Source organism: endosymbiont of Riftia pachyptila (vent Ph05) (genome assembly GCF_000224455.1).
In the GTDB taxonomy this organism is placed as follows: Bacteria; Pseudomonadota; Gammaproteobacteria; order Chromatiales; family Chromatiaceae; genus Endoriftia; species Endoriftia persephonae.
On sequence record NZ_AFOC01000102.1, the window covers coordinates 1 to 11,547 of the forward strand.

12 protein-coding genes and 3 pseudogenes are annotated in these 11,547 nt (G+C 60.1%); 9 read left to right on the forward strand and 6 right to left on the reverse strand.

The genetic code is table 11. The features are described 5' to 3' along the window. The coding region (locus RIFP1SYM_RS13680; protein WP_039960543.1) for a lipase maturation factor family protein at positions 1-1,365 on the reverse strand (1,365 nt) is incomplete at its 3' end. Positions 1,366-1,485: 120 nt separating this feature from the next. On the opposite strand from RIFP1SYM_RS13680, the gene RIFP1SYM_RS13685 reads away from it, so the two are divergent. Then, a complete protein-coding gene (locus tag RIFP1SYM_RS13685; RefSeq protein ID WP_005965758.1) occupies positions 1,486-1,872 on the forward strand; it encodes a hypothetical protein in 387 nt (128 codons plus the stop codon). A 99-nt stretch (positions 1,873-1,971) separates the two neighbouring features. Then, positions 1,972-2,166: a putative motility protein gene (locus RIFP1SYM_RS13690; RefSeq protein WP_006474620.1), complete on the forward strand. Its 195-nt coding sequence runs from the start codon at positions 1,972-1,974 to the stop codon at positions 2,164-2,166. A gap of 35 nt (positions 2,167-2,201) precedes the next feature. On the opposite strand, the gene RIFP1SYM_RS18315 is transcribed toward RIFP1SYM_RS13690, so the two are convergent. Together RIFP1SYM_RS18315 and RIFP1SYM_RS13700 are read right to left on the reverse strand one after the other, a co-directional pair. Further along, positions 2,202-2,417 carry an NfeD family protein gene (locus RIFP1SYM_RS18315; RefSeq protein WP_338063185.1) on the reverse strand — a complete coding sequence of 72 codons (216 nt, stop codon included), beginning with the start codon at positions 2,415-2,417 and terminating at the stop codon, positions 2,202-2,204. 231 nt (positions 2,418-2,648) lie between these two features. Beyond that, positions 2,649-3,565: pseudogene (locus RIFP1SYM_RS13700) on the reverse strand (SPFH domain-containing protein). A 114-nt stretch (positions 3,566-3,679) separates the two neighbouring features. Between RIFP1SYM_RS13700 and RIFP1SYM_RS13705 the strand changes: the two are divergent. The 7 genes and pseudogenes from RIFP1SYM_RS13705 to RIFP1SYM_RS18320 all read left to right on the forward strand — a co-directional run bounded on the left by RIFP1SYM_RS13705 (position 3,680) and on the right by RIFP1SYM_RS18320 (position 7,961). Continuing rightward, positions 3,680-4,412: pseudogene (locus RIFP1SYM_RS13705) on the forward strand (PP-loop family protein). Beyond that, positions 4,409-4,870 (forward strand): CBS domain-containing protein, encoded by a 462-nt coding sequence (locus tag RIFP1SYM_RS13710; RefSeq protein WP_005965771.1) that lies wholly within the window; start codon positions 4,409-4,411, stop codon positions 4,868-4,870. The pseudogene RIFP1SYM_RS13705 and the gene RIFP1SYM_RS13710 overlap by 4 nt, the downstream one beginning before the upstream one ends. Then, positions 4,867-6,186 (forward strand): ArsB/NhaD family transporter, encoded by a 1,320-nt coding sequence (locus RIFP1SYM_RS13715; protein WP_006474624.1) that lies wholly within the window; start codon positions 4,867-4,869, stop codon positions 6,184-6,186. The genes RIFP1SYM_RS13710 and RIFP1SYM_RS13715 overlap by 4 nt, the downstream gene beginning before the upstream one ends. Before the next feature lie 125 nt (positions 6,187-6,311). Then, positions 6,312-6,521 carry a hypothetical protein gene (locus RIFP1SYM_RS13720; RefSeq protein ID WP_006474625.1) on the forward strand — a complete coding sequence of 70 codons (210 nt, stop codon included), beginning with the start codon at positions 6,312-6,314 and terminating at the stop codon, positions 6,519-6,521. 16 nt (positions 6,522-6,537) lie between these two features. After that, the gene (locus tag RIFP1SYM_RS13725) at positions 6,538-7,044 is read left to right on the forward strand and encodes a hypothetical protein (protein ID WP_006474626.1); all 507 of its coding nucleotides are present in this window, start codon (positions 6,538-6,540) and stop codon (positions 7,042-7,044) included. 121 nt (positions 7,045-7,165) lie between these two features. Beyond that, the gene (locus tag RIFP1SYM_RS13730; RefSeq protein WP_006474627.1) at positions 7,166-7,672 is read left to right on the forward strand and encodes a DsrE family protein; all 507 of its coding nucleotides are present in this window, start codon (positions 7,166-7,168) and stop codon (positions 7,670-7,672) included. A gap of 115 nt (positions 7,673-7,787) precedes the next feature. Continuing rightward, positions 7,788-7,961 (forward strand): hypothetical protein, encoded by a 174-nt coding sequence (locus RIFP1SYM_RS18320; RefSeq protein ID WP_006474628.1) that lies wholly within the window; start codon positions 7,788-7,790, stop codon positions 7,959-7,961. A gap of 297 nt (positions 7,962-8,258) precedes the next feature. Here the strand turns inward: RIFP1SYM_RS18320 and prlC are convergent, their stop codons facing one another. The 3 genes and pseudogenes from prlC to RIFP1SYM_RS18325 form a co-directional block, all read right to left on the reverse strand. After that, positions 8,259-10,295, reverse strand: coding sequence for an oligopeptidase A (prlC, locus tag RIFP1SYM_RS13735; protein WP_005965780.1), 2,037 nt, complete (start codon positions 10,293-10,295; stop codon positions 8,259-8,261). 117 nt (positions 10,296-10,412) lie between these two features. Then, a complete protein-coding gene (locus RIFP1SYM_RS16595; RefSeq protein WP_006474629.1) occupies positions 10,413-10,976 on the reverse strand; it encodes a CNP1-like family protein in 564 nt (187 codons plus the stop codon). A 74-nt stretch (positions 10,977-11,050) separates the two neighbouring features. Continuing rightward, a pseudogene (locus RIFP1SYM_RS18325) lies at positions 11,051-11,547 on the reverse strand (hypothetical protein); the annotation flags it as partial.

Below are 11,547 nucleotides of genomic sequence, written 5' to 3' on the forward strand. Positions count from 1 at the left end.
ACTGGTGAAGCGGTACCGATAGACCAATACTCGCAAATAGCGCGGAGGCCTATCGGAAAAGGGATTATGCGCCAGCAACCCAGTCACTTCCGGTGTGTTCTTCCCCAGCCGCAACATCAGCCTGTCAAACCAATAGAGCATCTCCGGTGCCTGGGTCGGTACAAACCAGACCATCCAGTCGAGGCGTGGCTGATGTGGAATGATGAAGGCCGGCTGCCGATCGAGAGGCCCCGGCTTGTAGCGAAAGCGATAGGCGTGCCACTCGATTCCATCCTGACTCCCTTCGATCCGCAGTTCATGGCGTTCCCGCTGCATGGTTGGAAAGACGTGGTAGACGTTGCCCAGGCCAAATTGATGGCCGGTAAACGCGATGCTGGCGAGTGGTTCCGGCAGACTCCGGCCTGAGATCATCTGGTATCCGAGACTCAGGCTGACCAGTAGGATGAAGCCGGCGGCCAGACCGCTTATCACTGGCGCGAAGCGACTGTGACCTGAATGCTGAGGCAGAGGGGGTGAAGCCTTGTGCCACTTCGCCGGTAACAGGCGCCGGACAAAACGGTCGTCGAGCAGGAACAGGCAGAGCAGGATCGTCAGCAGGTTGATGAAATTATGGTTGCTGGTGGCGATGATGCCGATCTGCACCAGGGTGGTAGACAGCGCGGCAAAGATGCGAAAAGGTCGTGGCAGGAAGATGAAGAACGGCAGCAACAGCTCCGAGAAGAGCACCAGCGCAGTGGCCGCCATCAGCAACCCCTCCGGCAGCTGGTGGGCGTACCAGGCACCGATATGGGGAAGCGGCTGGGTCTCGAAATAGTATTCCAGGGTGGTCAGGCTGCCCCAGCTGGGATCGCCGCTGAGGATTTTGGAGAGGCCGGATAGTAGGCGCAGGCGGAACAGCAGCCAGTGGAACAGAAAGATTATCAGCCGGGTTGGCCGATCGACCAGGAAGATCGACAGGAAGCCCGCCTCCAGCAGTAAATAGTCCCACTGGAAGTTGAGGAAAAACTGCCCTGCTTGGGTCAGGGAGAGATAGAGAACGAAGAGCAAAACCAGCATGGCGCGTGGCCGGATGCCGGCAAGCAGCAGCAGAGCACAGAGTGAACCAGCCCAGCTGGCAGCCTGCAGCGCCCAGTCGTGGCTGGAGAGCCAGAAAATATTGGGGATCTGCCACCAAGCGGCATAGCCTTGTGCGGCGAAGCTGTTCCGCAGCTGTTCCTGGAATGGCAGGATACCGTTGCTTCCCACCAGGCCGACGATCTGGCCCGACAATGAGTAGAAGGCAGCGAGATAGATCAGCGCCAGCAGCTTGATGAAGAGGCGCGAAATCAGCCGATAGTCATCGTCTACCTGAAAGATGCGTTGCATGGGCGCGTTCATTGCTGACTCGGCCTTGTCTTACTCTGAGTTTTGGTTGTCGTGGTCTAATCGTTACAATCGCCCCCCTCTCCAGTTTAGATCGCCGTGCAGGCGGCAAGGTGATAAAGAGTGTCTCAGCCCCTGCTCTACTCGATCATTGAATCTCCCACACACCCGGATTTCGCTCCCCTTTACCAGCGCTTGGGGCTGGAAGTGCTCAGCTTTAAATCCATGCGCAAGGCGATCAGCCAGTTGAAGGGGCGAGCGCCAGATATTGTTGTCTGTGAGTTCTTCTATGGTTATGGCAACAATTACGCCGGGGTGAATATCAGCAATCTCGATGTGTTTCTCTTCAGCCTGCAGAAGTATGCCCCGCAGGCTCAGGTGATCGTGATGGTTGAGCCGGCCGAGCGGCACTATGTGGATAAACTCAATGAGATATTACCGCTGCATGAGGTGCTGAAGCACCCGGTTGACAAGCCGCGGATGGAAGCGCTGTTGCGGTCGCTTATTTGACCGGCAGGGGAAGCAGAGTCACGACCTGTGGCAGATTACTCAACAATTCTGCTGGCTGCCGATAGTCTGATTGTCCCATCCATCGACAGAGGTGTAGGCATGATCGACTCCATTGGCGCCGCCCAGCAGGCGGCTCGGCCGCAGCAGGGCGACACAAACTCCCAGCTGGTGACGGCGATGCTGAAAAAGCAGAAACAGGTGACTGAGGAGCAGGGTCAGATGGCGATAGAACTGCTCAACTCGGTACCTAAACCGCACGGTGCCCTTGGGCAGAATGTGGACGTCAAGGTCTGAACCGCTGCCGATAAAATTCGGTTTCAGCCGGCCGCTTAGCGGCTCTGCTCCACCAACAGCACCACGCCATCCACGCCGATGACCTTGATCTGGCTGCCGCCTGGGCAGTCGTTGCCGCGGATCTTCCAGGTGGTGTCGTCGACGCGGATCTTGCCTTCACCGTTAATGATCGGATCTTCCAGGGTAAAACTCCTCCCCAGATATTGCTCGCCACGCCGGTTAAGGGCTCGGCTGATCAGTCTGAATTGGATGGCGCAGCAGAAAGCTGCGGGCGGCGAGGATGCTGGCGACGCTGAACAGGGCGAACCCCAGCAGCTGGTAGTGCCAGCCGAGTTCGGGAAAGGCGAGCAGTAGCAGCCCGACCAGACCGGCGGCGAGCCCCATCCAGATCAGAAACACTCCAGGCGAGAAGATCTCCAGGANTACCAGCAGCACGCCGAGGATCAGCCAGTGCCAGTAGTCGAGTTGCTGCAGCAACGCCATCAGGCATCTCCCCGCTTGCCCAGCGCCTGCTTCACCAGTTCGCTGATGCCGCCGATTGAGCCGATCAGGCTGGAGGCCTCCAGTGGCATCATGATCACCTTCTGGTTCTCTGCCGAGGCGATACTCTGCAGTGCCTCGGTGTACTTCTGTGCGACAAAGTAGTTGATCGCGTTGATGTCACCCTTGGCGATCGCCTGGGAGACCATCGCGGTGGCGCGAGCCTCCGCCTCGGCGAGTCGCTCGCGGGCCTCCGCCTCGCGGAAGGCCGCCTCCTTTTCGCCTTCGGCCTTGAGGATCGCTGCCCGTTTTTCGCCCTCGGCACGCAGGATCTCCGCCTGGCGGGTGCCCTCCGCCTCGAGAATCTGGGCGCGCTTATCGCGTTCCGCCTTCATCTGTCGCCCATCGACTCCACCAGATCCTGCGGCGGGGCGATGTCCTTGATCTCGATGCGCGTCACCTTGATGCCCCAGGGGGTGGTGGCATCGTCCACCACGGTGAGCAGCTGAGCGTTGATCGTGTCGCGTTGGGAGAGCAGTTCATCCAGATCCATCGAGCCCATCACGGTACGGATATTGGTCATGGTCAGGTTGAGGATCGCGCGTAAGAGGTCGTTCACCTCGTAGGAGGCCTTCGCGGCATCGAGCACCTGGAAGAAGACCACGCCGTCCACCCTGACCATCGCGTTGTCCTTGGTGATCACCTCTTGGGAGGCCACGTCGAGCACCTGCTCCATCATGTTCTGCTTGTTACCGACCTGGTCGATCACCGGCACGATCAGGTTGAGGCCTGGGCGCAGGGTCTTTGTATAGCGGCCAAACCGCTCCACCGTGTACTCCATCCCCTGGGGCACTCGTTTGGCGCCAAGCACCAGCAGAGCGATGGCCAATGCGAGTACTGCCAATACAAATACATCCATGCTGTTCTCTCCGTTGGTTGAAGCTGGATCATCAAGATGGGGGATTTTGCGGTGAAATACAATGGTCGAATTGGTTTCGGCGACGACCGTCCTGCGGGTGTAGAATTGCCAGCTATGAGTGACTATGCCAAACCACCCAAGTCCCTGCTGCGCAAGGTCGGCCGGGCGATTGCTGACTACGAGATGATCCGTGAGGGTGACCGCATTCTGCTCGGGGTTTCCGGCGGCAAAGACTCGCTGTCGCTGCTGCAGATCCTCAGTCATCTGCAAACCTACGCGCCGGTGAAGTTCGAGTTGGGGGTGATCACCGTCGACCCGGAGGTCGAGGGGTTCGATCCCGTGCCGCTCAAAGCCTACTACGACCGGCTGGGTGTGCCCTGGTTCTACCGTGAACAGCCGATCATGGAGGACGCCAAGAAGAGCATGGACGGCGACTCTTTCTGCTCCTACTGCGCGCGCATGAAGCGCGGCATCATGTACTCCACCTGCCGCCAGCAGGACTACAATGTGTTGGCACTGGCACAGCATCTCGACGACCTGGCGGAGAGCCTGCTGATGTCGATCTTCCACGGCGGCCAGCTGCGCACCATGAAGGCGCACTATCGGAATGAACGCAGGCGATATCCGGATCATCCGTCCGCTGGTGTACTGTCGTGAGAGTATGACCCGCGCCTTCGCCCGGGATGCGGGGCTGCCGATCATCCCCGACAGCTGTCCCGCGTGTTTTACCGCCCCCTCCCAGCGTGCCCAGATGAAACAGCTGCTGGCGATGCAGGAGCGGCAGAATAAGCATCTCTTTCCCAACATTCTGCACGCGATGCGGCCACTGATGGATGAGACGCCATGAACCTTGCCAAGATCCTTATCAAGACCAGCGTGGTGCGTTCCGGCATGAGCTTTGGTGATGCGCTGCAGGAGTGTGTCGACAAGGATGTGCCGGGCATCCCCTATGTGGATGCGGAGGGCCGCATCGCCGGCCGTTTCTCGGTGCGCCACGCATTTCGAGAATGCTGCGTGCCGCGTGATCTGATCCTCGGTGGCCATCTGCTGGGGGATGACATCGACCACATGAATCTGCCCGAGGTGCACGCCGAGGAGGTACTCTCCGCGCCGGTTGAGAACTACCTGCTGGAGGATGCGATCCGCCTGCACTGCGACTCCCATGCGGTGCGGGCACTGGCGTTGATGGAGCAGTTCAACACCGGCTATCTATTTGTCACCGATGCGGATGACAACTACCGGGGCGTGATCACTCGCATGGGCATAGCCAAACTCCTCACTAGCCGCGAGTGCAGCGACATATGAGCGAGTCGGCGACACTGTTTACCGGAGAGATGCAGTTCTCCGCTGCGATCCTGCTGTTGGCCTATGTGCTGATCTTCTCCGAATGGATGCACCGCACCCACGCGGCGATCCTTGGCGCGGTAGTGATGATCGGTGTCGGCATGGGGTTCGGCTTCTACTCCCAGGAGGCAGCGCTACAGGCAATCGATGCCAACACCATCTTCCTGCTGGCGGGGATGATGATGCTGGTTTCGATGCTGCGCCCCACCGGCGCCTTCGACTATGCTGCGGTGCGCATCACCCGTCTCGCCCAAGGTGATCCCCGGCTGTTACTGATCTACCTCTCGCTGTCGGTGAGCCTGATCAGCATGATCCTCGACAACGTTACCACGGTGATTGTGTTCGCCCCGTTGACGGTGCTGATCTGCCGCCTGCTCAAGCTCAACCCGATGCCCTACCTGATGGCCGAGGCGATGCTCTCCAATATTGGTGGCGCCTCGACCCTGGTGGGTGATCCGCCCAACATCATGATCGGCAGTGCCGGTGGGCTCAACTTCAGCCAGTTTCTGCTGCACATGGGGCCGCCGATTCTGTTTGTCTGGCTCGGTACGGTGGGACTGCTGCTATTTCTGTTCCGCGAACAGCTGCGTCCCGGCGGCATTCAGGCGCGTGAGCTGGTAGAGACCCACGCGATCAAAGACCCACTGGCGCTGAAGAAGATCCTCTCGGTGCTGGCGCTGGTGATCCTGCTCTTTTTCGTCCACCATCACTTCCACTTCTACCCCGCCTATGTTGCCTTCATCGGCCTGGCGCTGGCGCTGCTGCTGTTGGCCCCGGAGCCAGAGGCGCTGTTCGGCGAGGTCAACTGGTCGGTACTGATTTTCTTCTGCGGGCTCTTCATCATCGTTGGCGGGGTCGAGGCCTCCGGCCTGCTCGACCTGCTGGGTACCTGGCTGGCCGGGCTCGCCAGCCAGCCGGGTAGACTGCTGCTGGCCGGGTTGCTACTGATGTGGGCAGCGGCAGCGCTGAGTGCGGTGGTGGACAACATCCCCTTCACCGTCACCATGATCCCGATCATCCTTGGTTTGGAGAGCCACGGTGTCAACATCACCCCGCTTTGGTGGGCGTTGGCGATCGGCGTCGGTCTGGGCGGCAACGGCACCCACATCGGCGCCACTGCCAACCTGATTGCGGTCAGCGAATCGGAGAAGTGCGGTATCGACAGCGCCCGTATCTCCCCCGCCCAGTGGATGCGCATCGGCATCCCTATTACCCTCTTTAGCCTGCTGCTGGCAAGCGTCTTCTACACGCTCTTTTTCGAGCTTTTTGAGGGTTAATCGCGCGTTTCTCCAGCTGGGTAGACCCAACCCACACTTTCTTCGGAACAATTATGCCGCCATTATTCTTGATTAAATTACTTGGTTATCTATACCTAAGTAGTAACGATACGAGGATGATAATTATGCATATTCGAACCACCACAGATCCAATCACCCTGCATGAGGTGCGCAACCCTGAGATGCACCCCTGTGTCTATGAGGGGGATGGCGACAATGGTCTAGAGATCTATTTCGAGACAGAGGCCAATAAGCGCACCTATCTGGCAATGGAGCTGGAGGATCGCAAGGTAGTGCAGGGCAATGATAGCGATGACTATGTAGCTGAAGGTTAGGCCTGGGGAGGCAGTGATGTTAAGACGAGTCTATCTGTTGTTTCCGGGGCGTAAGTTTGCTGAACGGGCGGTGGTCGATCTGACCGGGATGGGAGTGGCGAGGCGTCATATCCACACCATCGCCCGTCAGGATGTGGATATCGAGGGGCTGCCCGAGGCGAGCGTGCGCCAGCGCAGTGACTTTGCGGCCAGGCTGGAGCAGTGGTTTTGGGATCTTAATCTGCTGCTCTTCTTTGCCGCGTTGCTGGTGCTTGTTGCCGCGGCCTTTAGCGGCAGTGTCGGCGTGACCCTGGCGGCACTGCTGGTGATGGGGTTGACCTATCTGGCGGGCCGCCACTTTGTGCGCCATCTGCCTCACGCCCATCTCGATGAGTGCCGTACGGCAATCCGCCATGGCGAGATCCTGCTGCTGGTGGATCTGCCCCGCGAACGGGTTGCTGCGGTTGAACGCAGCATGCGCAAGCGCCATCCTGAGGTGGAGGTCGGCGGCGTCGGCTGGACCCTGGATGCGCTGCAGATCTGAGCAAGCAGGAGATGGTTGGCGGATATTTGGTTGGTGATGACGTCGCTCTCCTCCAGGAGGTAAGTAGTAGGAATCACACATGGGGACGGTTTTACTACGGAACCTTCCTGGGGAGAGAGTTATGGCAATCCAAAAGCTGCTGCTGTGTTGTGGGGTTCTGGCGATAAGCCTGACGGCTGAGGCGGGGCAAGAGGTAGAGCCAGCCTACGAACCGCCCAAGGCGGTCTACGACTTCTATCTGGACGATCCGGCAAAGATGGGCAGTGCGCTCTACTGGATCCGCTCACTGATCAATCCGCTGATGGACTCCCCCTACGACATGGCACCGGAATTCATGGAGATCAAGGTGGTGGTGCATGGCACCGAGATCGTTACCCTGGCGAAAAAGAACTACGAGCGTTACCGGACAGAGGTGGAACGGATGCGCTACTACGCCTTGCTGGGTGTTGAGTTCAAGGTCTGTGGTCTGGCTGCCAGCGACTATGGCTATAGCGTCGAGGAGTTCCACGATTTTGTCGAGGTGGTCCCCTCCGCCTTCGCCGAACTGCTGCACTGGCAGCGACAGGGGTATGGGCTGATTACGCCGCGGGTCTATATCCGCCAGCAGAGCCTGGAAGAGATTCGTTGATCGTCAGCGCCCCGCCTGCCATCGGTGCTCGGCCAGTGTGACACAGCACGCTGGCTGCGTCGGTAGGCAGGGTGTTACCTTATGCTGCACTTGTTCCAGTCGACAGGGAAAAAGGATGCAGAGAGTAAAGCTTGTCTCGTTGCTGCTGCTATTGCTGAGCGTGCAGGGATGTGCCGCAGTGGTGGTCACCGGCGTCGTGGTCGGCGCTGCCGTTGAGGTGGTCGAGATTCCGTTCGAGGTAGGCGGTGCGGTGATCGACATGGCGACCGACGATGACGATGATGACTAAGGAGCCTCTGAACAAGTCATGAACTCGTATCTTGCGTCCAGAAGATTCAGCTTTTTCGTTGCAAATCTCGGCAACTGCGCCTTGCGTTGCTCTACCTCCTGCATCCATGCAGTCATTCGCAATAGCCAGTTATCCCCTACATCCCTGTAGGGGAAGCGCGTAAGCAGGGAGCGGTAGCTTTAGGTGCGATTTGCGCCTCAAATCTGAACATTCTGAATTGCGATCTACTTCGTCCAGACTTATTCAGAGGCTCCTAAGGCTGTGCTATCTACACCCCGCTGCTCTGATTCTCCGGCTTTATTCCGCTGTTATGCCGCTATGTCGCAATAGTGCATCGATCTGTGGCTCCCGCCCGCGGAAGGTGGTGAACAGCTCCATCGCCTGCTTCGAGCCGCCCTGCTCCAGAATCTCCTGCAGGAAGGCCCGCCCTGTCTCGGCGTCGAAGATGCCCCGCTCTTCGAATAGGGAGAAGGCGTCGGCGGAGAGCACCTCTGCCCACTTGTAGCTGTAGTAGCCTGCCGCGTAGCCGCCGGCGAAGATGTGGGAGAAGCCGTGGGCGAAGCGGTTCCAGGCCGGCGGGATCAGCACCGAGACCTGCTGCCTCACCTCATCGAGGATCTCATAGATGCGTCCGCCGTGGGCCGGCTCGTACTCCCGGTGGATGCGGAAGTCGAAGATCGAGAATTCCAGCTGGCGCACCATCTGCATCGCCGACTGGAAGTTCTTGGCCGCCTTCATGCGTTGGTAGAGGTCGTCCGGGATCGGCTCGCCCGTCTCCCAGTGGCCGGAGATCAAGTCGAGTGCCTCACGTTCCCAGCAGAAGTTCTCCATGAACTGGCTCGGCAGTTCCACCGCATCCCAGGCGACGCCGTTGATGCCGGCCACTGCTGGGTAGTCGATGCGGGTCAGCAGATGGTGCAGGCCGTGGCCGAACTCGTGGAACAGAGTCTCCACCTCGTCGTGGGTGAACAGCGCCGGCTGCTCGCCCACTGGCGGTGAGAAGTTGCAAGTGAGGTAGGCCACCGGGGTCTGATCGAGCTGATCGGTGAAGAAGCGGCTGGCGCAATCGTCCATCCAGGCGCCGCCGCGCTTTTTCGGTCGCGCGTAGAGGTCGAGATAGAACTGGCCGCGTAGCTGGCCGTCGGCGTCGCGAATCTCGAAGAAGCGCACATCCGGGTGCCAACTATCGACCCCCTCGATCGCCTTGATCTGGATGCCGTAGAGCCGCTCCACCACTGCGAACATACCGGGCACTACCTTGGTCTCGGGGAAGTAGGGCTTGAGCTCCTCCTGGCTGATATTGTGGCGGTGTTGGCGCAGCTTCTCGCTGTAGTAGCCAATGTCCCAGGCCTGCAGCTCCAGCATGCCATGTTCCTCACGGGCGAACTGGCGCAGCTCTTCGAGCTCGCGCTGGGCCTGGGGACGGGAGCGCTCGGCCAGATCGTGCAGAAACGCCATCACCGCATCGGTTGAGCGGGCCATCTTGCGCGCCAGGGAGCGCTCGGCATAGTTGGCGAAGCCGAGCAGCTGCGCCTGCTCATGGCGCAGCGCCAGGATCTGCTCCATCAGCTCGCTGTTGTCGAACGCTTTGTCGTGGGGGCCCTGATCGGAGGCGCGGGTGGCGAAGGCCTCATAGACCTCGCGGCGCAGCTCGCGGTCATCAGCATAGTTCATCACCGGCAGATAGGAGGGAAACTCCAGGGTCAGCAGCCAGCCGCTCTCGCCACGCTGTTCGGCGGTCTGCTTGGCCAGCGCCAGGGCCGACTCGGGCAGGCCGGCCAGGGCCTCGGGGTCGTCGATCCGTTTGCTCCAGGCGTTGGTGGCATCGAGCAGGTTCTCCTCATATTTGCTGGTGAGCTGGGAGAGCTGCTGGCTGATCTGCTTGAAACGCGCCTTTTTCTGCTCGGGCAGATCGACGCCGGAGAGATGAAAATCCTGCAGGGCGTTATCGAGCAGTTTACGTTGCACCGGATCGAGGCTCTCATCCCCCTCCGCGACGGCCTTGTAGGCGGCGCAGAGTTCGGCGTTCTGCCCCATCTCGGTGCCATATTCGCTCAGTTTTGGCAGGCAGGCATTGTAGGCGGCGCGCAGCGCATCGTTGTTGACCACTGAGTTCATGTGGCTGACCGGCGACCAGGCGCGGCTGAGTTGGTCATCGAGGATCTCCAGCGGCTCGATCAGGTTGTGCCAGCTGAAGGGGCTTGGCTGTTGCAGCAGCCGTTCGGTCTCGGCCCGGTTGTGGGCCAGTAGCTGGTCGATGGCGGGCTCGACCAGATCAGGGGTGATGCGGGAGAAGGCGGGCAGGCCTTCCATCTCGAGCAGGGCGTTGGACATTCGGTAGGCTCCGTAAGGAATCTGTCAGCGGGGCACAGGCCCCGTGGGAAATCTGCGGCGATTCTATAGCTTTTTGGCTGCCTGGTCCCCGTGGGGATTCGCGGGTTTAGCCGACCGTTAGTCGTCGATGAAGCTGGGGCGTTCCTGCAGCGACTGGTTGCTCTGCATGGCGCGGATAGTCTGTTCGGGGGTGTAGGGGAGGCCGGTGAGGATGTCGCACAGGTAGTGGCTGTAGAGCGGGTCGCGGAAGTTGCCGTAGCCGCTTTTCATCACCCGCTTCCACTTTGCTCGCTTGACCGCCTTGAGGCCTTTTTTACCGCTATAGGCGTAGACCTTGTAGCGGCGTTCGCCGCAATGGAAGCCTTCGAAGGAGGTGTTGATGGCGCCGCTGGCGGAGCGGATCACAATCAGGGTGCGAGTCACGCCATCCTTGCCCAGTTGCAGGGCGCTGCGGTCGATGAAGTAGCGAAAGCGGCTGTTGGGGTCGTCGACCTGGAACTCCACCAGGTTCTCTGCCTTGGGCAGTTCGGGCAGCTTGGTCGCCTGCTCCTTCCAGACTGTCTCCTCCAGGTCATCGCGGGCCTGGGGATCGGCCTCATCGATGAAGGGGCGATCCTTGGCCTGCAGGGGCAGCGCCAGGCTGGCGAGGATGAGGGTCTGGATCAGGATCGGGTGGCGCATGGTTCGATCAGCTCTGGAGATTGTTTGAGTGTGACAGTGGTGGGACGCTGGAGTTCGGCCGATTCTAGCAAAGTTCAGCTGAGCAGTCGGACGCCGAGCATCCAGCTGGCGATGCCGCCGGCGAGAAAAAAACTGCTGATGGCGGCGAAGGCGATGCGCTTGTAACGGGTGACGAGCTTGAATTCGGCATGGCTGGAGATGATGAAGGGGCGGCGGCTGGTACCGGTGTTGCTCAGAGTGTGTAGGTTCTGGCGGTCGGCGGCGGCCTCCTCCCGGGTCGCCTGGCGATGGGCCTGGCGGCGTGCCTGATCCCACTCGTCCAGGTCGATGCGACTGTCACCGTTGCGGTCGAAACGCGCTAGCAGTTCGGGATGATCCTGCTTCCACTGGCGCAGCAGGTCGCTGGCGTGCGCCTTGATCAGCGCCTGGCGGTCGGTCTCGTCAAAGGATTTAAACAGGCCGATGGCATAGAGCGGATCGCCGGGGTAGATGGTCTCTTCGGTGTAGCGGTAGTGCTCACCCAGATGGCCTTGTCCACCCAGCGAGAGGGCGGCGCTGAACAGGCCGGCGA